This is a genomic window from Rhizobium hidalgonense (assembly GCF_002914525.1).
Taxonomy (GTDB): Bacteria; Pseudomonadota; Alphaproteobacteria; order Rhizobiales; family Rhizobiaceae; genus Rhizobium; species Rhizobium hidalgonense.
The window spans coordinates 15,685-41,121 of record NZ_LODW01000082.1; the positions used below are offsets into that span (position 1 = coordinate 15,685).

Genomic DNA, 25,437 nt, shown 5'->3' on the forward strand with positions numbered 1-25,437 from the left:
TCAGCTCTTCCGGTCGGCGATGAACTGCGCTGCGGCGATGAGGGTTGAGGCGCGGGCGCGGTAGGGGGCAAGCAGAGCCTCGGCGTCGCGGACATGCCGGCGAAGCTCGCTCTCGGCCCATTCGATGCCGTGCAGGGCAACAAGCGTTCCCTTGCCGCGGGCCGCATCCTTGCCGGTTGCCTTGCCCATGGTCGCAGCATCCGAGGTCAGGTCCAGAATGTCGTCGGCGAGCTGGAAGGCAAGGCCGATTTTTTCGCCGAATGCGCGCAAGCGGCGGCGATCCTCCGGCGAGCCTGCCGAGATGATGGCGCCGGCTTCGCAGGCGAAGCGGATCAGTGCGCCGGTTTTCATCGCCTGCAGGCGGATGATGCCGGCCTCGTCGGGGGCCTGTCTTTCCGCCGCGAGATCGAGCGCCTGGCCGCCGGCCATGCCGCCGAGACCGGCAGCGCGGGCAAGAGCCAGCACCAGTGCCGCCTTGCTGGTGTCGGGAAGGGTGGTTTCCGGCGCGGCGACGATGTCGAAGGCGTAGGTCAGCAGGCTGTCGCCTGCGAGGATCGCAGTGGCTTCATCGAATTTGATGTGGACCGTCGGTTTGCCGCGGCGCAGATCATCGTCGTCCATGGCCGGCAGATCGTCATGCACGAGCGAATAACAATGGACGCATTCGAGTGCTGCGCCGACGCGAAGGGCCGCCTCGGCGTCGCCGCCGAGAAGGGCAGCGCTTTCGACGACCAGGAACGGGCGCAGCCGCTTGCCGCCGTTCAGCACGGCATAGTGCATGGCGCTGCGCAAGGTTTCTGGCCTGCCAATTTCGTCGGAGAGGGGGTTCGGTAAAAGCAATGCGTCGAGCAGCGCCTCGATCTCGCGGGCGTTGTTCTTCAGCCTCGTCTCGAAAGTGTCCAGGTTCGCTTCCATGGGCGCTGTTTGGCATGAGCGCCCCCGGGCTTGCAACGGAATTGTCGATGGCGCAGCAAGATTTGCCGCGCACTCTGGCATAAGCGGCCCACAGGCGTTATGAGAACGACAGGAGCGAAATCGGGCTGGGGACATTGGATATAGCGCCAGAGATAGAGGACAGCGTCGACGCGCCGGCCCAGCGGCGATGGTTTGGAGACCAGCGCGTGTTGAAACGCATTGTCCTTGCCGTGCTGGCCCTGCTGATCCTTCCCTATGGTCTGATCTTCTTCTACCTGCTGCCCTTTATCCACCCGGTCTCGACGCTGATGCTGCGCGATCTCGTGCTGTTGCGCGGCTATGACCGCCGATGGGTGTCGCTCGATGACATTGCCCCGGTTCTGGTGCAATCGGTGATGATGTCCGAAGACGGGCAATATTGCTTCCACGGCGGCGTCGACTGGGCCGAGATGCGCATGCTGGTCGAGGATACGCTGAAAGGCCAGGCGACCCGCGGCGGCAGCACCATACCGATGCAGACGGCAAAGAACCTGTTTCTCTGGAACGGCCGCTCCTTCGTGCGCAAGGCGATGGAGCTTCCGCTTGCTGTTTCCACGGATTTCGTTCTGTCGAAGCGGCGGCTGATGGAAATCTATCTCAACATCGCCGAATGGGGTCCGGGCATCTACGGCATCGAGGCGGCGGCCCAGCATCATTTCAAGGTGCCGGCCTCGAGGCTGACGCGGCGCCAGGCATCGCTGCTCGCGGTCTCGCTGCCGAACCCGATCGATCGCAATGCCGGCAAACCGGGCCGCGGCCTTCGCCGGCTTGCCGGCGTCATCGAGCGGCGGGCACAGGGTTCCGGCGATTACATCAAATGCATCTATGACTGAGATCAGAACTTGTCGTTGGTAGCCGCAAGCGTCATCTGACATTCTTGATTCTGCCATATGGGCGGTGCAGTCCAATCGGAGCCCCTCAGTCGCCCATGACCGCTACGACGTTTTCTCCCGAGCTTCTTTTCTATTCGAAGACGCACAATCCGACCCCGCCCGCCCATCTCGGCAGCCGCTATCGCAAGGTCGGCGGCTTCCTGCCGGAAGCAGGCAATACCATCGTCTGCCATGTCGAGAAGGGATCGCGGACGCAGGCGGTGCTGATCGAGGCGCGGGAGACATATCTGGCAATGCCCGAAGCTCCGCAGTTCGTCTTCACGCCGATAACAAGTCTTCACATGACGCTCTTCGAAGGTCTCATCGACACCCGACGCCGGTGGGATTGCTGGCCGGGCGATCTTCCGCTCGAGACGCCGATCGACGACATCACCGAGCTGATGGCGGCGCGGCTCGAAGGGTTCTCGATGGCCGCCCCCTTCAAGGTCGCCGTCGTCGAAGCTCGCCCGTCGGGTCTGCTGCTCGATGGGGCGACGCAGAATGACCGGAGGGTCATGCGCGCCTGGCGCAACGCCTTTGCCGATCTCCTCGGCTATCGCCAGCCGAACCACGAGGATTACAGGTTCCACATGACCTTCGCCTATCCGGTCGAATGGCTTGAGGACGAAGCCCTGCCGCGCTGGCAGGCGATGCTCGATGACGTTGCCGAGGATATCCGCCGCAAGGCCCCTGTTTTCGAGCTGACGCCGCCGGCATTCTGCGTCTTCGAGGATATGAATCATTTCCACGAATTGCTGATTTTCGATTTCGACGCCTGAAGGGGAGAGACCGATGGACAGACCGACGCTCTATATCGCCAACAAGAACTATTCCTCCTGGTCGTTCCGGCCCTGGATGGCGCTGACGGGCCTGGGCATCGATTTCGAAGAGGTGTTGATCCCCTTCGACGACGCAGCCGGCAATCCGAATATCAAGGCCGTATCTCCGACCGGGCGAGTGCCGCTCCTGCAGCATGGCACATTGAAGATCTGGGAATCGCTGGCGATCATCGAATATGCCGCCGAGCTGTATCCCGACGCCGGCCTTCTGCCTGCTGATCGTGCCCAGCGGTCGCTTGCCCGCTCGGTTTCGATGGAAATGCTGTCGAGCTTCCGGGCTCTGCGCAGCGCCTGCCCGATGAATATGCGCCGGCCGAAGGCCAGGATCGCATTGCCGGATGGCGTCGATACCGATGTCGGCCGCATCGAGACGATCTGGCGGGATCTGCTGCAGCAATCCGGCGGGCCGTTTCTCTTCGGCGCGTTCAGCGGGGCGGATGCGATGTTTGCGCCCGTCGTCAACCGGTTCGAGATCTATGACCTCGTCAATCGACGTGATACGCTCACCTACATGCAGACCATGAAGGCGCATCCGGCCTGGCGGAAATGGGAAGAGGCGGCGCGCGCCGAGCCCTGGATCGTGCCGGAAGACGAAGTCTGAACGGGAAATCATCGGCTTCTCAAAAAATATGCATGGGGACTGGTCAAGGCCGCCCCTTGCATGTATAAGCGCGCAAAATTTCCGAAATCGCGACATGTCCGTTTCGGCCGCCAGTCTGGCCGTGGGAATGTTTTGCCCGCAAGTGGAGTAAGAGAAATGGCTGTACCGAAGAGAAAAACAAGCCCGTCCAAGCGCGGTATGCGCCGTTCGGCTGACGCGCTGAAGGCTCCGACCTATGTCGAAGACAAGAACTCCGGCGAACTGCGCCGCCCGCATCATATCGACCTGAAGACCGGCATGTATCGCGGCCGCCAGGTTCTGACGCCGAAGGAAAGCGCATAATTTCCGATTTCGGCTGGTCCGATCGAAGGTTTCAAGGCCGGCGTCACGCCGGCCTTTTCATATTCAGCGATATAATATTTGCAACGACTTGCAGTGGGGCAATGCTTTGCGGCAGTATTCTTGCAGCCGCCAAGGAGATTGCCGATGATAGCCGCAATGCCGCTGATGATTATTCCCTTCGTTCTCTACAATCTGGCGATGCTCGGCCTGATGGGCGATGGCGGTATTCCGGCGCTGCAGCATGATGTCATCGTATTGTCGATGATCTCAGGCGCGATCTGGAGCATGGCGCTCGGCGATCTTTTCATCGTCATAGCGCTTGTCGTGCTGTTCTTCGAAATCCTGAAAGCGACCAGAACGGGTCCCGGCAACCTCATCAACCACATCTTGTCGATGCTGGTTTTCATCGCCTTCCTGGTCGAGTTTCTGCTCGTCCGGGATGCTGCGACGCAGGTCTTCTTCATTTTGATGACGATCGCTCTGATCGATGTGATCGGCGGCTTTGCCGTCTCGATCCGGAGCGCCGGGCGGGATGTCTCGATCGGATTATAGGTTGTCGAGTTTATTCTGAAGGGCGCGAAGCTGTTCCTTCAGCTCATCGATATCCTTGGCCTCGGCCTTGCGGCTTTCCTTTGCAGGCGGCGTCATGAAGGGCGAGAACATCTGCATCGCCTGCTGAAACAGCTCGGTATTGCGGCGAACCTGGTCCTCGACCATCTGCATCGGCAGCTGCAGGTTCTTGCCGAGCGGTGTTTCGCCGAAGGCGCGGTTCACCTGCTCGCGCATCTGGGACTGCTGTTCGGTAAAGGCGCGCATCGAATGTTCGAGAAAGCTCGGCACGACCATCTGCATCTGGTCGCCGTAATAGGTGATGAGCTGACGCAGGAAGGAGATCGGGAGCAAAGTGTTGCCGGTCTTCGATTCCTGCTCGAAGATGATCTGGGTCAGCACCGAATGCGTGATGTCATCTCCGCTTTTTGCATCCTGGACGGTAAATTCTTCGCCCTTCTTCACCATCTCCGCCAGGTCTTCCAGCGTGACGTAGGTGCTGGTGCCTGTATTGTATAGCCGGCGATTGGCGTATTTCTTGATGACAATCTGACCCTCATGCTTCGCCATATCAGTCTCCTGGACCCCCGTCTGAATTATGGATATTCCTCCACTTCAGACTGTAAACGCAAAAGAAGGCCGGTGACAATCTCTTTGTGCGATGCGGCAAACCTTTCACAGAGCAGATGAATCGGGCTTTCGCGGGCTCGTGCCGAAAAATGACGGCGGCCGGTCTTCGCGTTTGACTTGCGCTCCAAGCTTTGCCAGTTTCCTCTTATGTAAGTGAGACGAAAACGAGGAGCGTCCCCATGAGCAATTCATCCATCGTCATCGCCAGCGCAGGTCGAACAGCCGTAGGCTCGTTCAACGGCGCATTCGCAACGGTCCCCGCCCATGAACTCGGCGCGGCCGTCATCAAGGGGGCGCTCGCTCGCGCCGGCGTCGATGCCGGCGAAGTGGATGAGGTGATCCTCGGCCAGGTGCTTGCTGCCGGCGAGGGCCAGAACCCGGCCCGCCAGGCGGCGATCAAGGCCGGTATTCCGAAGGAGGCGACCGCCTGGGGCGTCAACCAGCTCTGCGGTTCGGGTCTGCGTGCCGTCGCGCTCGGCATGCAGCAGATCGCGACTGGCGACGCCAAGATCATCGTTGCCGGCGGCCAGGAATCCATGTCGATGGCGCCGCATGCCGCGCATTTGCGCGGCGGCACCAAGATGGGCGATATGAAGATGGTCGACACGATGATCAAGGATGGCCTGACCGACGCCTTCCACGGTTATCACATGGGCGTCACCGCCGAGAACATCGCGCGCCAGTGGCAGCTTTCGCGCGACGACCAGGACCAGTTCGCCGTCGCCTCGCAGAACAAGGCTGAAGCGGCGCAGAAGGCCGGCCGGTTTGCCGACGAGATCATCCCTTACGTCATCCAGACGCGTAAGGGCGACGTTACCGTCGATGCCGACGAATATATCCGCCACGGCGCCACGCTGGAGGCGATGGGCAAACTGCGCCCGGCCTTCGACAAGGAGGGCACGGTCACGGCCGCGAATGCATCCGGCCTCAATGACGGTGCGGCCGCAGCCGTGCTGATGAGTGAAGCCGAAGCCGTCCGCCGTGGCATCCAGCCGCTCGCCCGCATCGTCTCCTGGGCAACGGCGGGCGTCGATCCTTCGATCATGGGCACCGGCCCGATCCCGGCGTCGCGCAAGGCGCTGGAGAAGGCCGGCTGGACGGTCGGCGATCTTGATCTCGTCGAAGCCAATGAAGCCTTTGCGGCGCAGGCCTGCGCCGTCACCAAGGATCTCGGCTGGGATCCATCGATCGTCAACGTCAACGGCGGGGCGATCGCCATCGGCCATCCGATCGGCGCTTCCGGCGCGCGCGTTCTCAACACGCTGCTGTTCGAAATGAAGCGCCGCGGCGCCAAGAAGGGCCTGGCCACGCTGTGCATCGGCGGCGGCATGGGTGTCGCCATGTGCTTCGAAGCACTTTAAACAGCATGCGATCCGTCATTGATTGAAATCCTGCCACGGCGGGCGAAAACAAAAGGGAGCGGAACATGAGCAGAGTGGCTTTGGTCACCGGGGGTACACGCGGCATCGGCGCGGCAATATCTGTGGCGTTGAAAAACGCCGGATATAGGGTTGCCGCCAATTATGCCGGCAACGACGAGAAGGCCAATGCCTTCCACGACGCCACCGGCATCGCGGTGTTCAAATGGGATGTTTCGGATTACGCTGCCTGCGGCGAGGGGATCGCCAAGATCGAAAGCGAGATCGGGCCGGTCGAAGTGCTGGTCAACAATGCCGGCATCACCCGCGACGCGATGTTCCACAAGATGACGCCGCAGCAGTGGCACGAGGTGATCAATACCAACCTCACCGGCCTGTTCAACATGACGCATCAGGTCTGGACCGGCATGCGCGACCGCAGTTTCGGCCGCATTGTCAATATCTCGTCGATCAATGGCCAGAAGGGCCAGATGGGTCAGGCGAACTATTCGGCGGCCAAAGCGGGTGATCTCGGTTTCACCAAGGCGCTGGCCCAGGAAGGGGCAGCCAAGAACATCACCGTCAACGCCATCTGCCCCGGTTACATCGGAACCGAGATGGTGCTTGCCGTGCCGGAGAAGGTGCTGAACGAACGCATCATTCCGCAGATTCCCGTCGGCCGTCTCGGCGAGCCTGAGGAAATCGCGCGCTGCGTCACCTTCCTCGCCTCCGACGATGCCGGCTTCATCACCGGTTCGACGCTGACGGCCAATGGCGGGCAGTTCTTCGTCTAGTCCCGCAAGGCTCATGAATGAATTGCAGCAAGGGCGCGTCCGTTTGGACGCGTCCTTGCTTATTCATGCGTCGGTCCATGACGGAGTAGGCAGCAAGAAAAACGGGCGCCGAAGCGCCCGTTGGGAAGTCCGATATGCTTTTGCCGATCAGTAGCGGCAACGGGCCTCGTAGCGGCGGCCGTAGCGGTCGCGATAGACGCAGTAGCCGCGGCGTTCGACCGACTGGCCGATGAGAGCGCCGGTCAGACCGCCGGCAACGGCGCCGACGGCGGCACCACCCCAGCTGTTGGTGACGGCACCACCGATAACAGCACCGGTGCCGGCGCCGATCGCCGTGCCTTGCTCGGTCGCTGTGCAGGATGCCAGGGCGCCCACGAGCGCACCAATAAGAACAATCTTCTTCATCATGTCGTAACTCCCCAGGTTTGTTGGCCTTTAGATGCGGCCCATGAGTACAAGGATAATGATAATCACGAGAACTAGCCCCAAACCGCCAGAAGGTCCATAGCCCCAGCCACGGCTATAACCCCAATTCGGCAAGGCTCCGATCAAGAGCAGAATGAGGATAACAAGAAGTATTGTGCCAAGCATGGTGTGTTTCCTTCATTTCATCGGCAATTTGAATGGACGAGAAACACGCATTGGCGATTTTTGTTCCCGGTTAAGCGTGGAAATGTGACGCGTCCGAACCCTGGCCCAATCCGAAACATGCTCGTATGGTAAAAAAATCGTTCAAATACAATATGTTGCGGTGAACAAAGCGAGAAGATCCCGATGTCGCCGATTCGTCAGCGATTCGTTCCGTTTTTGATCGGTGCGCCGCCAGCGACCATCCCGGCTTAACGGCATATGAATCCGGCTTCCGAAAGATTAATGCCGATGGGACAGGGCCGAACGGGGAGCCGGATCGGCGATCCGCATCTAGCACATGGACTGAATTTCGCCACCAGATATGGCCGTGAACGAAAGGCGAAAACAATAGGGTCAGTGATTCGTCGCCGATTCGTTCCGGCTTTGGTCGAGAGGTTAATTTCGGGCGCAATTTTTGATTGTTCGCAGGCGGACGGAATCGCTGATGGCGGCGACGAAAATGCCAAGCGGAGGGATTCCGGCGATTCAGCATCTAGTGGGGAAAAGTGATTCAAAATCAATACTTAGCCGTGAACAAAAACTGAATCATCGGGAGTCAGCGATTCGTCTCTGATTCGTTCTCACGCTGTTCCGAATCGGTGACGCCGGCATTCCGAATGACTCGCAAAGGTCGTAATCCCGGAAGCATTTTGAAATCTGCCCTTGCGTTTGCGGCGGCGGCTGTCCATGTGTTCTCTGGCTTCCATTAGCGAAGCATTCTTTTCCTTGGGGCTGCCTGCCTCATTTGCATGGACCATGACTCTGACTTCGCAGCCGATGATACTGAGCGGGCGCGGTGTGACCGCGGTGCTTGGGCCAACCAATACCGGTAAGACCCATTATGCGATCGAGCGCATGGTCGCGCACGGGACCGGCGTGATCGGCCTGCCGCTCAGGCTGCTGGCGCGCGAGGTCTATACGCGGGTGGTGGAGAAGGTCGGCGCGCAGAATGTGGCGCTGGTCACCGGCGAGGAAAAGATTTCGCCGCCCAATGCGCGTTTTTCGGTCTGCACCGTCGAGGCGATGCCGCGTGAGACCAAGGCCGCTTTCGTCGCAATTGACGAGGTGCAGCTCGCCGGCGATCTCGAGCGCGGCCATATCTTCACCGACCGAATCCTGCATCTTCGCGGCCGCGAGGAAACGCTGCTGCTCGGTGCAGGGACGATGCAGCCGATCCTGCAGCAGCTCCTGCCCGGCATCACTGTCGTCGAGCGGCCGCGGCTTTCGCATCTTTTCTATGCCGGGCAGAAGAAGATCACCCGGCTGCCGCAGCGCTCGGCTATCGTCGCTTTCTCGGCCGATGAGGTTTATGCCATCGCCGAGCTCATCCGCCGGCAGCGCGGCGGCGCGGCTGTGGTGCTCGGCGCGCTCAGCCCGCGCACCCGCAATGCGCAGGTGGCGCTTTATCAGGCTGGCGACGTCGAATATCTGGTGGCGACCGATGCGATCGGCATGGGCCTCAACCTCGATGTCGACCACGTCGCCTTCGCCCAGGATCGGAAATTCGACGGCTACCAGTTCCGCAATCTCAATCCGGGCGAACTCGGCCAGATCGCCGGGCGCGCCGGGCGGCACGTGCGTGACGGTACCTTCGGCGTCACCGGACAGGTTTCCCCCTTCGACGAGGAGCTGGTGCAGCGCATCGAGGGGCACGAATTCGACAACGTCAAGGTTTTGCAGTGGCGCACCACCGAGATGGACTTCTCATCGATCCCATCGCTGCGCGCCAGCCTCGAGGCGGGACCGCGCGTGCCGGGGCTGACGCGGGCGCTGCCTGCGGTCGACCAGCAGGCGCTGGAACAGCTTTCGCGTTATCCCGAGGTCATCCACCTTGCCGACAGGCCGGCCCGCGTCGAAAAACTCTGGGAGGCTTGCGCGCTTCCCGACTATCGGCGTATCACCCCGGCACAACATGCCGATCTTATCTCGACCCTCTTTTCCGATCTCGTCCGCTATGGCACGGTGAACGAGCAGTTTCTCGCGGAACAGGTTCACCGCTCCGATCGGACAGATGGGGAAATTGACACGCTTTCGGCGCGAATCGCGCAGATAAGAACCTGGACCTACGTTTCGAATCGTCCCGGCTGGCTGGCCGATCCGACACATTGGCAGGAAAAGACGCGGGAAATCGAAGATCGATTGTCCGATGCGTTACATGAGAGGTTGACGAAACGCTTTGTTGATCGCAGGACATCTGTGCTCATGAAGCGCCTGAGAGAGAATGCGATGCTGGAAGCTGAAATCAGTGTGAATGGCGATGTCTTCGTTGAAGGACATCATGTAGGGCAATTGAGCGGATTCCGCTTCACGCCGGTGGCGGGAACGGACGGACCGGATGCCAAGGCGGTTCAGGCTGCGTCGCAGAAAGCGCTCGCGCTCGAATTCGAGGCCCGCGCGGCTCGCATCCATGCCGCCGGCAACAGCGACCTGGCGATCGGTTCGGATGGGTTGATCCGTTGGATCGGCGACCCGGTGGCGCGGCTTTCGGGCAGCGATCACATCATGCGTCCGCGCGTGATTCTGCTGGCCGACGAGCAGTTGACGGGCAATGCCCGCGATCATGTCGCCGCCCGTGTCGAACGCTTCGTCAATCATCATATCAGCACGGTGCTGAAGCCACTCGATGATCTTTCGCGCGCCGAGGACCTGCAGGGTCTCGCCAAGGGGCTGGCCTTCCAGCTCGTCGAGAATCTCGGTGTGCTGTTCCGCCGCGACGTGACCGAGGAAGTCAAGTCGCTCGACCAGGAGGCTCGCGCCTCGATGCGCCGCTACGGCGTGCGTTTCGGCGCTTATCATATTTTCGTTCCGGCCCTTCTGAAGCCGGCGCCGGCCGAGCTCATCACGCTGCTCTGGGCGCTGAAGAACGACGGTTTGGATAAGCCGGGCTACGGCGATCTGATTCCGGTGCTCGCCGCCGGCCGCACCTCCGTCGTCACCGATCCGAGCTATGAGCGGATGTTCTACAAGCTCGCCGGCTTCCGTTTCCTCGGCAAGCGTGCCGTGCGCATCGACATCCTCGAACGGCTTGCCGATATCATCCGGCCGCTGCTGCAGTGGAAGCCCGGCCAGAACAATCGTCCGGAGGGCGCCTATGACGGCCGCCGCTTCACGACGACGACGGCGATGCTGTCGATCCTCGGAGCGACGCTCGAAGACATGGAAGAGATCCTCAAGGGTCTCGGCTATCGCGCCGATGCCGTGAAGGCGGAAGAGGCATCGGCACATCTTGCGACGCAGGATGCGGTTTCGGCGCCGGCTGCCGCTACGGAAACGCCTGCGGACGAGACAACCGAAAAGGCCGATCACGACGACGCCGACGGTGCAGCGGAAGAGACCGTCGAGCCAGCCACGACCGAGGCGGCTTCTGATGCCGTCGACACGGCTGTGACGGAAGCGGTGGAAACCCCCGCTTCGGCCGAAGCATCGGCTGTCCCGGAGGCTGCAACCGCTTCTGAGGAAACCGTGTCGGCATCTAGGGAAGCAGAGCCTGCTTCTGGGGAAGCCGGCGAGCCGGTGGAACCGAAGCCGGTTCTTCTGTGGCGCCTTGGCGGCCGCAACGACAATCAGCGCCAGGCGCGCGGCGGCCATGGCGAACGCCGTGGCGGCCAGGGCCAGGAGCGCGGTCAGAACCAGGAACGCGGCGACCGCAATCGCCGGCCGGGCGGCGGTGAAGGCGGCGAAGGCAATCGTGGCGGCGAAGGCCGCGACAATAATCGTCACAACCGCGGCAAGGACGGCGGCAATCGCGATGGCGGCCGGCCGCAGCAGGCAAGAGGCGACCGCAACAACCAGCCACGGGGCGATCAGCCGCGCGGTGACCGGCAGGACCGCGGCGATCGCAAGGATCGGGGTGAGCGCAACGATCGCAACAACAACCGTGGCGCTTCGCAGCCGCTGCGCTTCGAGGCCAAGCCACCGCGTAAGGAGAAGCCGATCGATCCGGATTCACCTTTCGCCAAGCTCGCGGCTCTCAAGGAGCAGATGAAGAAGTAATCATGGGCGGGGAGACACAGCCGACAAGCGGTTCGCGCCAGCGCATCGACAAATGGCTGTTCTTCGCGCGCATGGTGAAGTCGCGCTCGTTGGCGCAGAGCCATGTCCAATCGGGCCATGTGCGCATCAACGGCGAGCGCTGCAATCATCCGAGCCAGATGGTCAAGCCGGGCGACCGTATCGAGCTGACGCTGGAGCGGCGCGATGTCGTTCTCGTCATGCGCCTCGCCGGCGAGCGGCGGGGGCCTTATGAGGAGGCCCGCCTGCTCTACGAGGACCTGTCGCCGCCGCCCGATGAGGCAAAACGCCTCACCCCCTACGAGCAGGCGATCCGGGCGACCGGCACCGGCCGTCCGACGAAAAAGGAACGGCGCGCAATCGACAGGCTGATGTCGGACGAGGATTAGAAAACTCTGCCCGCGCCGGCGGCTTTTGCAGATCGTTTATCCTTGAAATCCGGCGTTAAAGCCGATACGTCACTGACAACCTGCCGGAAGCGTGCTTGCCTCCCAAGCCTGCCCACGCTTTTCCTCCGGCACGGGGATAGGCGCGACGTTCCAGGTTGCCCGGCCCCATCTGCATGGAATCCTGGAGTTCTTCATGACCTATGTCGTGACCGACAATTGCATCAAGTGCAAATACACCGATTGCGTGGAAGTCTGCCCCGTCGACTGTTTCTACGAAGGCGAGAATTTCCTCGTCATCCATCCCGACGAATGCATCGATTGCGGCGTCTGCGAGCCTGAATGTCCCGCCGAGGCGATCAAGCCCGATACCGAGCCGGGCCTCGACAAATGGCTGAAGATCAACACCGAATACGCCACCATCTGGCCGAACATCACGGTCAAGAAGGACCCGTTGCCCGAGGCCAAGGAAATGGATGGCGAGACCGGAAAGTTCGAGAAATATTTCTCCGAGAAACCCGGTTCCGGCGATTGAGACGGCGGCCATATTCGGTCGCCGGATTCGGGAGGCCGCGGGGCGAAACGTTTTAAAAGCTGCGTGAGAAATATGGGTGACATGTGTTGCCCGCATGACTCAAGCGAAGCAAATTATTGATTTCCTCATATTTTTATGATAGGTTTCGCGTACTGTTCCATTTGTGGCATGACGCATGCCCAAAACCATCACGAAAGCAAAACCAATCCGTACGCGGTTTCCGTGACATATCAACGCTTTGAGCGCCGGGTCCCAAGATCGTGCGCGAGAAGTTCTTTGCTTTTGCCCGATGGGACCAGAGTGAAGTCACCCGACGGATACTACCGTCTCACCCGGGCCTGACTGACCCGGCTCCGGCCGCCGCCGGAAGCGTAACAGGGAGTTTTTGAATAGAATGACGACTCAGCAGAAAAAGCCTTCCACAGCACGCCATGGCTTCAAGACCGGTGAATCGATCGTCTACCCCGCTCACGGCGTCGGTACCATCACCGCTATCGAAGAGCAAGAAGTTGCCGGCATGAAGCTCGAACTTTTCGTTATCGATTTCGAAAAGGACAAGATGCGGCTGAAGGTTCCGGTCGCGAAGGCGATGAGCATCGGCATGCGCAAACTTTCGGAAACGGATTTCGTCGAGCGTGCATTGAAGGTCGTGCAGGGCAAGGCCCGCGTCAAGCGCACCATGTGGTCGCGCCGCGCCCAGGAATATGATGCCAAGATCAATTCCGGCGACCTGATTTCCATCGCTGAAGTCGTGCGCGATCTCTATCGTGCCGAGAACCAGCCGGAACAGTCCTATTCCGAGCGTCAGCTTTATGAAGCTGCGCTCGACCGCATGGCGCGCGAAATTGCCGCCGTCAACAAGATGTCGGAAACCGAAGCGGTCCGCCTCGTCGAGACCAATCTCAACAAGGGGCCGAAGCGCGGCAAGGCGATTGAAGAAGACGATTCGCAGGACGAAGCCGCCTAAGGCGACCCTGTTTTTCCCGATCAAAAAAACCCGGCGCAAGCCGGGTTTTTTATTGGAACTTTTTCCCGACTGCCGCGTTTAACACACGTAATTGCGGACTGCTCGCCGGCAATATGCCTCGACGGGCGAACTGCTATTCCGTCAATGTTCGATGAGGAGCGGATCATGCCTTTTCAATATTGCCCATCCGGCAACGTGAAGAAACAGGTCCAGCCCGGCCGTCTTAACGGCCCATGATGAGAATTAGGGCCTCCCCCTGAAAAGTCCAGGGGCGAGGCTTTTATGCATTCAGAACCCTCATTCAGTCCGGACAGCGATGTTCCGGAAGGTGCGTTTTATTGTTCATTTAGGGCGAGAGGCCTGTTTCAGGAGATCGAAATGAAGAACATGTCTGCAGACCGGCGCATGATCAAGATCGCGATGGCCGCCCCCTATCTCGCCCGTCAGGAAGAGCACGATCTCGCCATCCGCTGGAAGGATCATGATGATCGCGGTGCGCGCAACCAGATTGCCATGGCCCATATGCGGCTCGTCATCTCCATGGCGGGCAAGTTCCGCAATTTCGGCCTGCCGATGAGCGATCTCGTGCAGGAGGGCTATGTCGGCCTGCTGGAGGCCGCCGCCCGCTTCGAGCCGGAACGCGACGTGCGTTTTTCCACTTACGCCAGCTGGTGGATCAGGGCTTCGATTCAGGACTATATCCTGCGCAACTGGTCTATCGTGCGCGGCGGCACGAGTTCGGCGCAGAAGGCGCTGTTCTTCAATCTGCGCCGTCTGCGCGCCAAGCTCGCCAAGGGTGATACGCAGTTGACGCTGCAATCCATTCACCAGGAAATCGCCGCCGCACTCGGCGTCAGCCTCGCCGACGTGCAGACCATGGATGCCAGGCTTTCCGGCAACGACGCCTCGCTGCAGGCGCCTTCGGTCTCCGGCGATGCCGAGAGTGCGGAGAAGATGGACTTCCTCGTCAGCGACGATCCGCTGCCCGACGAGCAGGTTTCCAACATGATCGACGGCGAGCGCCGCCGAATCTGGCTTGCGTCGGCGCTGAAACATCTCAACGAACGCGAGATGAAAATCATCAGCGCCCGGCGCCTGGCCGAAGACGGCGCCACGCTTGAAGAACTCGGCGCCGATCTCGGCATTTCCAAGGAACGTGTGCGACAGATCGAAAGCCGGGCGATGGAGAAGCTGCGCAGCGCGTTGGTAAGCGCCGATCCGCATATGGCGGCCTACGCCTGAATATTATTTCCCTCCAGCAGCACAGCTGCCCGGCGCGAGCCGGGCCTTTTTTTACTCGGCGATGATCTTGACGCGATCGCCGGGTGAGACGGCTGCACCCGTGGGCAGGGCATTGATCAATTTGAAGAGATCGAGCTTACGGTCGGTGCCCATCATGCGGGCGGCAAGCGTCGAGATGTTTTCACCCGGCCGGACGGTGACGACACGGATACGCAGCGGCTTCAGCGAGGCAGCTTCGGCCGGCGTCATGCGCCGGAAACTCGCGCGCAGGACATTGGCCGTCGGCTCGAGCGCGTCGCTGCCCTTCGGCACGGCGGTCAGGAAACGGAAGATCTGCGAATTGTTGCGGATCACCGTGACATCGAAATCCCAGCGGTCGGCGCTGGCGCGCGCTGTTGCTGCTTCCATGCCGTTGATGGTGACCGGCTGGATAGTCGAGGGGTCGAGGCCGGTCACCCAGCCGCTGGAAATATAGTTGGTGAGGCTCTGGTTCTGATTGTCGGCGACGCCGTCGAAGCGGACGGCGATGTCGTTCGGGCCGGTGGCCATCACCGCTTCGACCTTGTTGTCGATATGGAAATCCGGCGGGACGTCGAAGCGGATGCCGAGGCCGCCATGCAGGAAGGTCTGCCCGCGCACATAGCCTTCTTCCGGGCTGTCGCCGTAGAGCAGGCCGTCTATGCCGTCGAGATAATAATCGCGGCCCTTGTCGCCGACCGAACCTTCCTGACCGAAGGCGCGGGCATGGGTGCGGGCAAGCTCGATGCGCTGGGCGGAATTCGGATGACTCGACAGGAAGTCGAGGCTTTGGTCGGCCTCAGGATCGACCGACATGAAGCGGCTGTATGCCGCCATCGAATCGAGGAAACGGGCAGCAGCATAGGGATCGTAACCAGCTTCGCCGAGCATGCGCACGCCGATGACGTCGGCCTGCAGTTCCTGCTGGCGCGAGAAGGCGGCCAACCGCAGCTTGCCGCGGGCCAGCGCCTGCTTGCCGGCGATATCGCTGGAAAGCACCTCGGCGACGACGCGGCTGGCGATGACTTCCGCCTCTTCACGCTTCTGCCGCTCGATGCCGTGATTGGCCGTCACATGGCCCATTTCGTGCGACAGCACGGCTGCGACCTCCGAGGCGTCATTAGCGAGCGCCAGCAAGCCGCGGGTGACGTAGAGATAACCGCCCGGCAGCGCAAAGGCGTTGATCGCCGGTGAATTCAAGATGGTGATGCGGTAGGACTGGCTCGGATTTTCCGACACCGCCGTCAGCGCGCCGGCAATGCGGGCGACGAGGCGCTCGGTCCTGGCGTCCTTGTATTCGCCGCCGTAACTTGCGACGATGCGCGGATGTTCGCGGGCACCCATCGCCGCGCGCGGATCGTTCTTCTGCACCTCGTCGACGATCTGCGGATTGGAAGAGGGCGAGACGCTCGGCTGATAGGATTGCTCCATCAGCGTTTGACAGCCATTCAGCGCCATTGCCACGGCCGAAAGCAGCATCAGGCGACGCGCGAGGCGCCACGGCGCGAACAAGGCATCACTGGAAAGCGCGGGCGATTTCCACGTCGTCAAGCTGTCCAGTCTGGTTCTCCGCATCATGTCGCTGTTTTGCCGGTTTGCCGCAGATAGGCACCGACCGTGGCAAGGAAAATTCAACAGGTGCGCACCCCTGTTGTCGCACTGCACAATCGGCCGATACAAGTCCTTGCTGTAGCTGATTTACGCATCGGTTGCATAGCGAGACTCTGTTTAAATGTGGCGCCGTTGCATTTTGGCAAGCCTTGGGCGTTGAGGCCTCCCTTCGCTCGGATGAAATTATGGCGAAAGTTCCGTCAGAAAGCGGAGATTCGTCGGCGACGCAGAAAAAGAACGGCCCGATTGAAGCAACCGAGCCAATAGCCGCAGTCAGCCGAAAAAATTGCAATCCATGATAGGCTTCCATCAGAAGAAACGCCTTCTGCTGAGGTATCCGCCGCGATCCGTTATTTCGCGGCTTCCGCCGCGGGCAGTTGCTGCATCTTCGCCTCACCGGCTCGGGGTAGTTGTACCGGCTTCAGCAGGATAGCAGCCACAAGGCCGATCAGCGCGATGGCAGAGGCGGTCATGAATAGCGGCGAGAAGGCGGCGGCATAGATATCGGCGACGGCCTGGCGGCTTGCTTCGGGAAGGGAAGCCATCATTTTCGGCGTCAGCTGCTCGATATCGGCGACACCGGGAATGGAGACGCCGACCTTGTTAAGCTCGGAGGCGATGATCGCGCCGTAGATGGAAATGGCGATCGACGCGCCTCCCATGCGCGACAACGTCACCGAGCCGGTGGCGGCGCCGACGTCGCGGGCGGGCGCTGCATTCTGGACGCCAATGACGGGAACCTGCTGGGCAAGACCGATGCCGATGCCATGCAGCATCATGATCGCGCCAATGAAAGCGATCGGCGTTCCCGCATGGATCTGTGACATCAGTGCGAAGGCAATGGCGCTGCAGGTCAGACTTGCAATGGCGAAGGGCTTGTAGCGGCCCGTCTTGGAGATGATGCGGCCAGCGGAAAGCGATCCGCAGACGAGGCCGCCCGTCAGAAGGATGAAAAGGAGGCCGGCGGCAGAAGGCGAAAGGCCGGTGGTGGTTTGCAGGAAGAGGGCGAGGTAATTGACCATGCCGATGGCGATGGCGCCGCCCATGATCGAGATCACCAGCAGCAGGCTGAAGGTCGAATTGCGAAAGAGCTCCAGAGGCACGATCGGCTCCGGCGCGCGGCGCTCGACGAATACCCAGGTGACGGCGCAGACGACGCCGAAGGCGACGATGCCGATACTCTGCGGCGAGATCAATGCGCCGAACAGTTCGCTGCTGTCGGTGGCGAGCACGATACTGGTCGTCGTCAGCGCGAGCAGCAGCGCACCGGCATAATCGATCCTCGGGCGGCGATGCGGCTTGCGATAGGGCAGCATGAAGGCGAGACCGGTGAGCACGATGAAGCCGATCGGCACGTTGACGAGGAAGATCGAGCGCCAGCCGAAAAGATCGCTCATCGTGCCGCCGAGCACCGGACCGATCGCGCCCGACGCCATCAGCACCAGGCTGGAATAGCTCTGGTAGCGCGCCCGCTCGCGCGGCTCGAACAAATCGGCGTTGACGGCGAAGATCGACACCATGATGCCGCCGCCGCCAAGACCCTGCAGCACGCGGGCGGCGATCAGCGTATTCATCGAGACTGCAAGGCCGCAGACCGCCGAGCCGACGGTGAAGATCATGATCGCCGTCATCATCACGTATTTGCGGCCGAAGAGATCGCCGAGCTTGCCATAGAGCGGCATGACGGCACTGAGCGAAAGGAGATAGGCCGAGCCGATCCAGCCGAAACGCTCGAGATGGCCGAATTCGCCGACGATGGTCGGCAGCGCCGTGGATACGATCTGATTATCCAGCGTCGCCATGAACATGGCCGTCATCAGGAAGAAAAACAGAATGAGCCGGCGACGAGGATCCGTCACGAGCGGCGCAGGCGCGAGTTGCATGTCCATGGGGGCGTCATTCCGGTTGGATGGCTTTTTATGTGCTGTTGGCATATAATTGTCAATGACACATGATTGACATCGGCATATTCAATTTGCGATTCCGCTCTGTTATGGTGCTGTCATGAATGAAGCCCTGAACAGGATCCTCTCCAAGAACCCGGCCGAGCCGGACGACGAAAGCGTGCCTCGCATCGGCCGCAGCATGGGGCGCATGCGACTGATGACCGGGCGGCGGTTGATCGGCCGGCTGGCGATCCAGAGTGCTGCACCGGGCCTTGAACTTTCGCATCTCGATGTGCTCGATGCCGTGCGCAGGGCACAGCCTGACAGCGAAGTCACGGTCGGCATGATCGCCGAGATGCTGCGCATCGATCCGTCACGGGCAAGCCGGGTGGTGGCCGACATGGTCGGGCGTAACGTGCTGCGCCGCGAGGCTTCGCAGGCCGATGCGCGGCGGATTGTCGTCGTCATCACCGAGGTCGGCCAGGGTCTGCTTGCCGAGATCGTCGCGCAGAAACTCGCGATCATCTCCGAGATCGTCTCCGACTGGCCTGAGGAGGATGTCGATCGCTTCGCTATATTGTTCGAGCGTTTCATCGGCGGGTACGAGGCGGTCTTCCAATCGCGTGACAAGGACACGCCGGGCTAGCCCCGTTTTCACCTGAGCGAGCGCTCTGGGCGCATCCTGTTGGATGCGCTGCGCTCGATGGCAAATGGGGCCGATCCAGCCGCGCCCCTTCCCCTCGACCCCTCGTTTGCGCTAAGGGCAATGCCCATGAGCCAATCCACCTGCACCATTCTCCTTGGCGGCGAACTCAGCCTGACCGAGCGCCTGCGCCAAGCCGTCGACGGCAGCCGTTTCATCGCGGCCGATGGCGGCATGCGGCATGCGCCGGCACTCGGTATTACGCCGGAGCTCTGGGTCGGCGATTTCGATTCGACCCCGGCCGATCTCGAAGGCGCCTTTCCCGATGTGCCGAAACAGCCCTACCCGGCAGCAAAGGCGGCGACGGACGGCGAAATCGCCGTGTCGGAAGCGATCGCGCGGGGTGCGCGGCGGCTGATCCTCGCCGGTGCGCTTGGCGGCGAGCGCTCGGACCACGCGCTTCAGCATCTGCTGTCGGCCGTCGGTCTGGCGGAAGAGGGTTTCGATCTGCTGCTGACCTCGGGCAAGGAGGAAGCAGTGCCACTGCTTGCCGGTACGATCGAGCTGGATCTTCCCAAGGGCAGCCTGTTTTCCGTGCTCGGGTTCAGCGATCTCATCGGGCTTTGCATCGACAATGCGCGTTATCCGCTGGCCGATTTCCATCTGCCTTTCGGCTCGTCGCGCACCATTTCCAATGTCGCGGAAGGCAAGGTTCGCTTTTCGCTGGCCAGCGGCCGAGCGATCGTGCTCGCCCGGCCCTATGATCTTTCCGGAGTCTGATTTTTGGCCCCTCCCATCCTGAAACTCGACGATATCTTTCTGAGCTTCGGCGGCGCACCGCTTCTGGCGGGCGCCAGCCTGCAGATCGAGCCCGGTGACAAAATCTGTCTCGTCGGGCGCAACGGCTCGGGAAAATCGACGCTCTTGAAGATCGCTGCCGGCCTGGTCGAGGCGCAGTCCGGCGAGGTCTTCCGTCATCCGTCCTCGACGGTGCGTTATCTCGAACAGGCGCCGGATTTTGCCGGCTTCAACACCGTCCAGGCCTATGCCGAGGCCGGTCTCGGGCCGGGCGACGATCCCTATCGCGTCAGCTATCTGCTCTCCCATCTCGGACTGACCGGCGAGGAGGATCCGAGGATGCTGTCCGGCGGCGAATCGCGCCGGGCCGCGCTTGCCCGCGTGCTGGCGCCGGAGCCCGACATTCTCCTTCTCGACGAGCCGACCAACCATCTCGACCTTCCCACCATCGAATGGCTGGAAGGCGAGTTGCAGAAGACGCGCAGCGCCCTGGTGCTGATCTCGCACGACCGGCGCTTCCTCGAAAAGGTCTCGACGGCAACAGTCTGGCTCGACCGCGGCACCTCGCGCCGGCTCGACAGGGGCTTTTCGCATTTCGAGGCCTGGCGCGACCAAGTGCTGGAGGCCGAAGAACTGGAACAGCACAAACTCGGCAAGGCGATCGAGCGCGAGGAGCACTGGCTGCGCTACGGCGTCACGGCGCGGCGCAAGCGCAACATGCGCCGCCTCGGCGAGCTGCAGACGATGCGCTCGCAATATCGCGGTCACAAGGGACCGCAAGGCACGGTGCAGGCGACGGCTGCGGACGCGCAGGAATCCGGCAAGCTGGTGATCGAAGCCGACAAGATCACCAAGAGCTTCGGCGAGAGGGCCATCGTCACACCGTTTTCGATCCGTGTGCATCGCGGCGACTGCATCGGTCTGGTCGGACCGAACGGCGCCGGCAAGACGACGCTGTTGAAAATGTTGACCGGGCAGCTTTCGCCGGATAGCGGCACGATCAAGCTCGGCACCAATCTGGAGATCGCAACACTCGACCAGAAGCGCGAGGATCTCGATCCCGAGGATACGCTCGCCAATTATCTGACGGATGGGCGCGGCGAAAACCTGCTCGTCAACGGTGAACAGCGCCATGTCACCGGCTACATGAAGGAGTTCCTGTTTCAGCCGGAACAGGCGCGCACGCCGATCAGAAGCCTCTCCGGCGGCGAGCGCGCCCGGCTGATGCTGGCGCGTATTCTTTCCCGTCCGACCAACCTGTTGATCCTCGATGAACCCACAAACGATCTCGATATCGAGACGCTCGACCTGCTGCAGGAAATCGTCGCCGGTTTTCCCGGCACCGTCATTCTCGTCAGCCACGACCGCGATTTCCTCGACCGCACCGTGACCTCGACGATCGCGCCCGCCACGCCGGATGCACCTGACGGACGCTGGATCGAATATGCCGGCGGCTACTCCGATATGTTGGCGCAGCGCAAGGGCGCGCTCGAGGAGCGCAAGAGAGCCGAGAAAGCGGCGGAGAAGCCGAAGGCCCAAGAGGCAGCACCTTCCGGGACAAGCTCGAAGAGCAAGCTCTCCTTCAAGCAGAAATTCGCGTTGGATAATCTGCCGAAGGAAATGGCAAAAGCCGAAGCCGAGATCGCCAAACGGGAACAGCTGATGGCGGATCCCAATCTTTTTACGCGCGATCCCGCCGCCTTTAACCGGCTTGCCAGCGAGATGGAGAAGCTGCGCGCCAGCCTGACCAAGATGGAAGAGGAGTGGCTGGAGCTCGAAATGCTGCGGGAAGCGTTGGAAGGCTGAGGCTTCCCAACTTGTCGCCTCACCTTTCCTTGATTCGCCAGTGTATCGCCGCGCGGCATAGGGTGTCGTCCGGCAGCAAATCCAAGTGTTACAGCGTCCTTTGCGCGTCTGAAAAGACGCGCGGCGCTGTAGGGATATTGCCGACCGCAATGGCGACAAGGAAAAGTCATATGTCTCGCAAGTCTCATTCCAGAATTCTCACGGCAATTGCCGCCGGCGGCCTTGTTGCGCTTGCCCTATCGCAGACCGCAGAGGCGCAGGATGGGAACCGCATTCGGGTTCGCGGCGCCATCGAGAGCCTCAGCGGCGATCAACTCGTCGTCAAAACACGCGAAGGCAGCGATGCGACGATCACGTTAAAAGCCGGCTGGAAGGTCGGCGGCATCAAGAAAGCCTTGGTCGAGGATATCAAGCCGGGCGATTTCGTCGGCGTCGCTTCGCTCCCGAAAGGCACCGGTCCGGATGGCGCGATCGAGGTGCTGATCTTTCCGGCGTCGATGAAGGGGACCGGCGAGGGCAACCGCCCCTGGGATGCGCAGCCGAATAGCCAGATGACCAACGCCACCGTCAGCAATGCCGTCAAATCCGTCAACGGCCACACGATCACTTTGACCTATCAGGGCAAGGAAAAGACCATCACCATCGCCGATGCGACCCCGATTGTGACCTTGGCGCCGGCGACCAAGGATGATCTGAAGTCCGGCGCCGGCGTCATCGTCACCGGCGAGAAGGCGGCGGACGGCAGCATCACGGCCAGCCAGGTGGCCGTCGGCCTCGACGGCATTGTGCCGCCTATGTAATTGGCTTAGAGCGCCGGCGTGGGCACGGCGGCAGTGCCCGTACCGGCACTGACGCCGGTCTGGGCGACTTGTTGCTGCTGCTGCGGCTCCTCGGATTTTGACGGCAGCGCCTGCAGATGCAGCACACGTGGATGCAGCGCCTCAAGATAGGCCTCGGAGCGGCCGATATAGATCATGCCGGCTTCGGGCATGGTGGTCAGAAGTTTGGCCATCGTTTCCTGCCATTCCGGCTCCATGCCTTCCAGCACTTCGTCGAAGACGATCCAGCGCGGACGCACGAGGAGCAGGCGGGCAAAGCCGATCGCCTTCTGTTCATCACTGTCGAGCAGCTTGTCCCAGCGGGCGCGGGTATCGAGCCGTGCGATCAGTGAATGCAGGCCGGCCTTCTCGAGGGCTGCCTCGACGGCCGCCTTCCCATAGGCGTCGGGGCTTTCGGGAAAGGCCAGGGCCTCGCGCAGCGAGCCGCCGGGGACATAGGCTACCTGTGGAACGAACAGCATGTCGTCGATCGGCGGCAGGCCCATCGTGCCGCTGCCGCACGGCCAGAGGCCGGCCATCGCCTGGAACAGCAGCTTGCGGTTGACGCTATGATCGCCGTTGATCATGATCTTTTCGCCGGCCTTGATCACGACATCGGTTTCGCGCAGGCGGAATCCGCCGCATTCGTCGATCTCTTCACCGATCTTGGCGACGATGACGATATCTTTCAGCGTCAGCGTGTCCGGCGCGGTGGCTTCGTAGGCAATACTGTCCTTGAGGTCGTAATCCTCCTCCATGTCGACCAGCGCCTGGCGGAAATCGGTGACGCGCATCAGCGTGGCGCGCCATTCGGCGATCGGGCCGAAATTGGCAACGTACCAGCGCAGCGCCGTATTGACCTGGTTGAAGGCGCCGACCGACATCATCAGCTGACCGAGGGTGAGGCCGCCGGAGAAATAGGCCGGCGCGGCGACGATGATCGGAATGACGATCACTAGCCAGCCGTAGCCGGCCGAAACCCAGGTGAGGTTGGTGTTGGCCATGGCGAGCCGCTTGACGACCCTCAGCACCGAGCTGATGTCGGTGTTGATGCGCCGGCGCTCGTTTTCCTCGCCGCGGGCAACGGTGATCGCCGGCATGTTCTCGTTGGCGTGCATCAGGGTGAAGCGAAGCTCGGCCTCCTTCGAAAAGCGGTCGGCGTTGAGCTTCACCAGTTTGCGGCCGACGACCTGGCTCAGCACCGAGGCGGAGGCGGCGTAGAACATCGCCGCCCAGACCATATAGCCTGGAATGGAGAAGCTGTGGCCGCTGATGTGGAAGATGAAGCCGCTGGAAAGCTCCCAGAGCACGCCGATGAAGCTTACGAGAAGAATGGTCGCCTGCAACAGGCCGAGAACGAGCCCTGTCGTGCTTTCGGCAAGGTTGCGGGAATCCTCGTGCAGGCGCTGGTCCGGATTGACGCCGATCAGGCCGCTGGAGGCGAGCCGTAGCGCCCGTTTGCGCTTCAGCCACTGATCGACGAGATCGCGCGACAGGCCTTCACGCATATAAAGCGCCGTCATCTGGTTCAGCCAAGCCTGCAGCACGTTGAGCAGCAGCAGCGTACCGGCGATCATCGCGAAGATTTCAAGCTGATGGAAGAATTCACCGAGGTCGCGGCGCTCCAGCGAATCGTAGAAGGGGGCGTTCCACTCGTTGAGGATGACCTGGCCATAAGCCGTCGCCAGGATGACTACGATCAGCACGGTCGCCAGAAACAGCACCTTGCCACGCACGTCCGAATTCCAGAATGCTGAGAACATCACTCCGAGGCGATAAGTCAGGCTGAGATCATACCCTACTCCATCCTGCCTTCGGATGCCCGGCCTCCCCTCGGTCTTATCTGCCATCACGCTTTTCCAACATCGCCCATGCTTACCATTATTAACATGGTGGCGTTACCGGTCTATCAACAGATTCTATCAGTCATTAAACTGTGATGATGCTTGCATGGGACGCTACCGCATGCATTCGGCAGTTGATTCGCGGCTCGACTGGGTCTAATGAAGCGTTTCGTGGTGATTTGGCCGGCCGGCTTGCAGCCACGTTAAAAAAGTTGCTAAAGGGCCGCGTGCGGACCGGTAGCGATTTTTTTCGCCGCCGGTTTTTTGCTTTTTTGATCGAGTGACCGCAATGCCCATCAAGATCCCCGATACGCTGCCCGCCTTTGAAACTCTCGTTCAAGAGGGTGTGCGGGTAATGACCGAGACGCTGGCGATCCGTCAGGATATCCGTCCGCTGCAGATCGGGCTGCTCAACTTGATGCCGAACAAGATCAAGACCGAATTGCAGATGGCCCGCCTCGTCGGCGCCTCGCCGCTGCAGGTCGAGCTGTCGCTGATCCGCATCGGCGGCCACAAGGCGAAGAACACCTCCGAGGATCACCTTCTTGCCTTCTACCAGACCTGGGAGGAGGTGAAGCATCGCAAATTCGACGGCTTCATCATCACCGGGGCGCCGATCGAGCTTTTGCCCTATGAGGACGTTACCTATTGGCCGGAGATGCGGGAGATTCTCGACTGGACGGAAACGAATGTGCATTCGACGATGAACGTCTGCTGGGGCGCGATGGCGGCGATCTATCATTTCCACGGCGTTCCGAAATACGAGCTGAAAGAGAAGGCCTTCGGCGTTTACCGCCACCGCAACCTGAAACCTTCCTCCATCTATCTCAACGGCTTTTCCGACAATTTCGAGGTGCCGGTGTCGCGCTGGACCGAGGTGCGCCGCGCCGATATCGAGAAATCCGGCAGCCTGGAAATCCTGATGGAATCCAGCGAGATGGGCGTCTGCCTCGTGCACGAGAAGCGGGGCCGGCGGCTCTATATGTTCAACCACGTCGAATATGATTCCACCTCGCTGTCCGACGAATATTTCCGCGACGTCAATACCGGCGTGCCGATCAAGATGCCGCACAACTATTTCCCGCATAATGATCCGGCGCTTGCGCCGCAGAACCGCTGGCGCAGCCACGCGCATCTTTTGTTCGGCAACTGGATCAACGAAATCTATCAGACGACGCCCTTTGATGTGGAGGAGATCGGCACGGATCTCTGAACGTGACCGAGCGAATGCCGCGGCATCGCCGCTGCGGCATTTCTTTCTCCTCCGACCGGTTGCGGTTTGGAACAAATGCGGGCAGGTTCC

General features: G+C 61.2%; 24 protein-coding genes and 1 riboswitch. Of the genes, 17 read left to right on the forward strand and 7 right to left on the reverse strand.

The features are described 5' to 3' along the window. Window positions 1-915: a polyprenyl synthetase family protein gene (locus ATY29_RS25250; RefSeq protein ID WP_097533222.1), complete on the reverse strand. Its 915-nt coding sequence runs from the start codon at window positions 913-915 to the stop codon at window positions 1-3. Between the two features lie 134 nt (window positions 916-1,049). Between ATY29_RS25250 and mtgA the strand changes: the two genes are divergently transcribed. From mtgA to ATY29_RS25275, 5 genes are all read left to right on the forward strand, one after another. Next, the gene (gene mtgA, locus ATY29_RS25255; protein WP_025417331.1) at window positions 1,050-1,787 is read left to right on the forward strand and encodes a monofunctional biosynthetic peptidoglycan transglycosylase; all 738 of its coding nucleotides are present in this window, start codon (window positions 1,050-1,052) and stop codon (window positions 1,785-1,787) included. Window positions 1,788-1,882: 95 nt separating this feature from the next. Continuing rightward, the gene (locus tag ATY29_RS25260) at window positions 1,883-2,605 is read left to right on the forward strand and encodes a DUF1868 domain-containing protein (protein WP_025417330.1); all 723 of its coding nucleotides are present in this window, start codon (window positions 1,883-1,885) and stop codon (window positions 2,603-2,605) included. A gap of 13 nt (window positions 2,606-2,618) precedes the next feature. Further along, window positions 2,619-3,266 carry a glutathione S-transferase family protein gene (locus ATY29_RS25265; RefSeq protein ID WP_025417329.1) on the forward strand — a complete coding sequence of 216 codons (648 nt, stop codon included), beginning with the start codon at window positions 2,619-2,621 and terminating at the stop codon, window positions 3,264-3,266. Window positions 3,267-3,422: 156 nt separating this feature from the next. Continuing rightward, window positions 3,423-3,608 carry a 50S ribosomal protein L32 gene (gene rpmF / locus ATY29_RS25270; protein WP_003543812.1) on the forward strand — a complete coding sequence of 62 codons (186 nt, stop codon included), beginning with the start codon at window positions 3,423-3,425 and terminating at the stop codon, window positions 3,606-3,608. A gap of 144 nt (window positions 3,609-3,752) precedes the next feature. After that, a complete protein-coding gene (locus ATY29_RS25275; RefSeq protein ID WP_003567565.1) occupies window positions 3,753-4,160 on the forward strand; it encodes a hypothetical protein in 408 nt (135 codons plus the stop codon). Here the strand turns inward: ATY29_RS25275 and phaR are convergent. Further along, complete coding sequence (phaR, locus tag ATY29_RS25280) at window positions 4,155-4,727, reverse strand: polyhydroxyalkanoate synthesis repressor PhaR (protein WP_003567563.1); 573 nt, start codon at window positions 4,725-4,727, stop codon at window positions 4,155-4,157. The genes ATY29_RS25275 and phaR overlap by 6 nt on opposite strands. A 239-nt stretch (window positions 4,728-4,966) precedes the next feature. Here phaR and ATY29_RS25285 point away from each other — a divergent pair, with 239 nt between their 5' ends. Both ATY29_RS25285 and ATY29_RS25290 read left to right on the forward strand, forming a co-directional pair. Then, window positions 4,967-6,148, forward strand: a complete 1,182-nt coding sequence (locus ATY29_RS25285) for an acetyl-CoA C-acetyltransferase (protein WP_003567561.1) — start codon at window positions 4,967-4,969, stop codon at window positions 6,146-6,148. 65 nt (window positions 6,149-6,213) lie between these two features. Next, on the forward strand, window positions 6,214-6,939 hold the full coding sequence (locus ATY29_RS25290) for a beta-ketoacyl-ACP reductase (protein WP_003567558.1): 726 nt from the start codon (window positions 6,214-6,216) through the stop codon (window positions 6,937-6,939). Window positions 6,940-7,086: 147 nt separating this feature from the next. Here ATY29_RS25290 and ATY29_RS25295 read toward each other — a convergent pair whose 3' ends face one another. Continuing rightward, the gene (locus ATY29_RS25295; RefSeq protein WP_003543792.1) at window positions 7,087-7,347 is read right to left on the reverse strand and encodes a YMGG-like glycine zipper-containing protein; all 261 of its coding nucleotides are present in this window, start codon (window positions 7,345-7,347) and stop codon (window positions 7,087-7,089) included. Between the two features lie 27 nt (window positions 7,348-7,374). Next, a complete protein-coding gene (locus ATY29_RS25300; protein ID WP_003543790.1) occupies window positions 7,375-7,530 on the reverse strand; it encodes a DUF3309 family protein in 156 nt (51 codons plus the stop codon). Between the two features lie 795 nt (window positions 7,531-8,325). Between ATY29_RS25300 and ATY29_RS25305 the strand changes: the two genes are divergently transcribed. From ATY29_RS25305 to ATY29_RS25325, 5 genes are all read left to right on the forward strand, one after another. Next, complete coding sequence (locus tag ATY29_RS25305) at window positions 8,326-11,562, forward strand: helicase-related protein (RefSeq protein WP_097533385.1); 3,237 nt, start codon at window positions 8,326-8,328, stop codon at window positions 11,560-11,562. Between the two features lie 2 nt (window positions 11,563-11,564). After that, window positions 11,565-11,969, forward strand: a complete 405-nt coding sequence (gene hslR, locus ATY29_RS25310) for an Hsp15 family ribosome-associated heat shock protein (RefSeq protein WP_003567554.1) — start codon at window positions 11,565-11,567, stop codon at window positions 11,967-11,969. Window positions 11,970-12,162: 193 nt separating this feature from the next. Further along, window positions 12,163-12,501 (forward strand): ferredoxin FdxA, encoded by a 339-nt coding sequence (gene fdxA, locus ATY29_RS25315; RefSeq protein ID WP_003567552.1) that lies wholly within the window; start codon window positions 12,163-12,165, stop codon window positions 12,499-12,501. 394 nt (window positions 12,502-12,895) lie between these two features. Further along, a complete protein-coding gene (locus ATY29_RS25320; protein WP_003543775.1) occupies window positions 12,896-13,468 on the forward strand; it encodes a CarD family transcriptional regulator in 573 nt (190 codons plus the stop codon). A 378-nt stretch (window positions 13,469-13,846) separates the two neighbouring features. Continuing rightward, complete coding sequence (locus ATY29_RS25325; RefSeq protein WP_003567549.1) at window positions 13,847-14,710, forward strand: RNA polymerase factor sigma-32; 864 nt, start codon at window positions 13,847-13,849, stop codon at window positions 14,708-14,710. Window positions 14,711-14,761: 51 nt separating this feature from the next. On the opposite strand, the gene ATY29_RS25330 is transcribed toward ATY29_RS25325, so the two are convergent. Together ATY29_RS25330 and ATY29_RS25335 are read right to left on the reverse strand one after the other, a co-directional pair. After that, window positions 14,762-16,306 (reverse strand): M48 family metalloprotease, encoded by a 1,545-nt coding sequence (locus ATY29_RS25330; protein WP_003567547.1) that lies wholly within the window; start codon window positions 16,304-16,306, stop codon window positions 14,762-14,764. A gap of 383 nt (window positions 16,307-16,689) precedes the next feature. Next, a complete protein-coding gene (locus ATY29_RS25335; protein ID WP_097533223.1) occupies window positions 16,690-18,228 on the reverse strand; it encodes an MDR family MFS transporter in 1,539 nt (512 codons plus the stop codon). 115 nt (window positions 18,229-18,343) lie between these two features. Between ATY29_RS25335 and ATY29_RS25340 the strand changes: the two genes are divergently transcribed. The 4 genes from ATY29_RS25340 to ATY29_RS25355 all read left to right on the forward strand — a co-directional run bounded on the left by ATY29_RS25340 (window position 18,344) and on the right by ATY29_RS25355 (window position 22,272). Continuing rightward, window positions 18,344-18,871, forward strand: coding sequence for a MarR family winged helix-turn-helix transcriptional regulator (locus ATY29_RS25340; protein ID WP_003567543.1), 528 nt, complete (start codon window positions 18,344-18,346; stop codon window positions 18,869-18,871). A 120-nt stretch (window positions 18,872-18,991) separates the two neighbouring features. Beyond that, window positions 18,992-19,648 (forward strand): thiamine diphosphokinase, encoded by a 657-nt coding sequence (locus ATY29_RS25345; RefSeq protein ID WP_193550373.1) that lies wholly within the window; start codon window positions 18,992-18,994, stop codon window positions 19,646-19,648. A 3-nt stretch (window positions 19,649-19,651) separates the two neighbouring features. Then, on the forward strand, window positions 19,652-21,472 hold the full coding sequence (locus tag ATY29_RS25350) for an ABC-F family ATP-binding cassette domain-containing protein (protein ID WP_003567539.1): 1,821 nt from the start codon (window positions 19,652-19,654) through the stop codon (window positions 21,470-21,472). Window positions 21,473-21,642: 170 nt separating this feature from the next. After that, window positions 21,643-22,272, forward strand: a complete 630-nt coding sequence (locus ATY29_RS25355) for a DUF5666 domain-containing protein (RefSeq protein WP_003567537.1) — start codon at window positions 21,643-21,645, stop codon at window positions 22,270-22,272. A gap of 5 nt (window positions 22,273-22,277) precedes the next feature. Here the strand turns inward: ATY29_RS25355 and ATY29_RS25360 are convergent, their stop codons facing one another. Further along, window positions 22,278-24,140, reverse strand: a complete 1,863-nt coding sequence (locus ATY29_RS25360; protein WP_097533225.1) for an ABC transporter ATP-binding protein/permease — start codon at window positions 24,138-24,140, stop codon at window positions 22,278-22,280. A 155-nt stretch (window positions 24,141-24,295) separates the two neighbouring features. After that, window positions 24,296-24,373: riboswitch (SAM riboswitch) on the forward strand. Between the two features lie 50 nt (window positions 24,374-24,423). On the opposite strand from ATY29_RS25360, the gene metA reads away from it, so the two are divergent. Then, the gene (gene metA / locus ATY29_RS25365; protein WP_097533226.1) at window positions 24,424-25,347 is read left to right on the forward strand and encodes a homoserine O-acetyltransferase MetA; all 924 of its coding nucleotides are present in this window, start codon (window positions 24,424-24,426) and stop codon (window positions 25,345-25,347) included. Window positions 25,348-25,437 lie beyond the last annotated feature (90 nt).

Bases quoted from the DNA above. Each gene is read 5' to 3' on its own strand.
- ATY29_RS25325 (WP_003567549.1), top strand. From the start codon at position 13,847: ATGAAGAACATGTCTGCAGACCGGCGCATGATCAAGATCGCGATGGCC.
- ATY29_RS25250 (WP_097533222.1), bottom strand. From the start codon at position 915: ATGGAAGCGAACCTGGACACTTTCGAGACGAGGCTGAAGAACAACGCC.
- ATY29_RS25335 (WP_097533223.1), bottom strand. From the start codon at position 18,228: ATGGACATGCAACTCGCGCCTGCGCCGCTCGTGACGGATCCTCGTCGC.
- ATY29_RS25305 (WP_097533385.1), top strand. From the start codon at position 8,326: ATGACTCTGACTTCGCAGCCGATGATACTGAGCGGGCGCGGTGTGACC.
- metA (WP_097533226.1), top strand. From the start codon at position 24,424: ATGCCCATCAAGATCCCCGATACGCTGCCCGCCTTTGAAACTCTCGTT.
- ATY29_RS25265 (WP_025417329.1), top strand. From the start codon at position 2,619: ATGGACAGACCGACGCTCTATATCGCCAACAAGAACTATTCCTCCTGG.
- ATY29_RS25285 (WP_003567561.1), top strand. From the start codon at position 4,967: ATGAGCAATTCATCCATCGTCATCGCCAGCGCAGGTCGAACAGCCGTA.
- phaR (WP_003567563.1), bottom strand. From the start codon at position 4,727: ATGGCGAAGCATGAGGGTCAGATTGTCATCAAGAAATACGCCAATCGC.
- ATY29_RS25260 (WP_025417330.1), top strand. From the start codon at position 1,883: ATGACCGCTACGACGTTTTCTCCCGAGCTTCTTTTCTATTCGAAGACG.
- ATY29_RS25290 (WP_003567558.1), top strand. From the start codon at position 6,214: ATGAGCAGAGTGGCTTTGGTCACCGGGGGTACACGCGGCATCGGCGCG.
- ATY29_RS25330 (WP_003567547.1), bottom strand. From the start codon at position 16,306: ATGATGCGGAGAACCAGACTGGACAGCTTGACGACGTGGAAATCGCCC.
- ATY29_RS25360 (WP_097533225.1), bottom strand. From the start codon at position 24,140: ATGGCAGATAAGACCGAGGGGAGGCCGGGCATCCGAAGGCAGGATGGA.
- ATY29_RS25300 (WP_003543790.1), bottom strand. From the start codon at position 7,530: ATGCTTGGCACAATACTTCTTGTTATCCTCATTCTGCTCTTGATCGGA.
- ATY29_RS25340 (WP_003567543.1), top strand. From the start codon at position 18,344: ATGAATGAAGCCCTGAACAGGATCCTCTCCAAGAACCCGGCCGAGCCG.
- ATY29_RS25355 (WP_003567537.1), top strand. From the start codon at position 21,643: ATGTCTCGCAAGTCTCATTCCAGAATTCTCACGGCAATTGCCGCCGGC.
- ATY29_RS25275 (WP_003567565.1), top strand. From the start codon at position 3,753: ATGATAGCCGCAATGCCGCTGATGATTATTCCCTTCGTTCTCTACAAT.
- rpmF (WP_003543812.1), top strand. From the start codon at position 3,423: ATGGCTGTACCGAAGAGAAAAACAAGCCCGTCCAAGCGCGGTATGCGC.
- ATY29_RS25345 (WP_193550373.1), top strand. From the start codon at position 18,992: ATGCCCATGAGCCAATCCACCTGCACCATTCTCCTTGGCGGCGAACTC.
- ATY29_RS25295 (WP_003543792.1), bottom strand. From the start codon at position 7,347: ATGATGAAGAAGATTGTTCTTATTGGTGCGCTCGTGGGCGCCCTGGCA.
- hslR (WP_003567554.1), top strand. From the start codon at position 11,565: ATGGGCGGGGAGACACAGCCGACAAGCGGTTCGCGCCAGCGCATCGAC.
- ATY29_RS25320 (WP_003543775.1), top strand. From the start codon at position 12,896: ATGACGACTCAGCAGAAAAAGCCTTCCACAGCACGCCATGGCTTCAAG.
- fdxA (WP_003567552.1), top strand. From the start codon at position 12,163: ATGACCTATGTCGTGACCGACAATTGCATCAAGTGCAAATACACCGAT.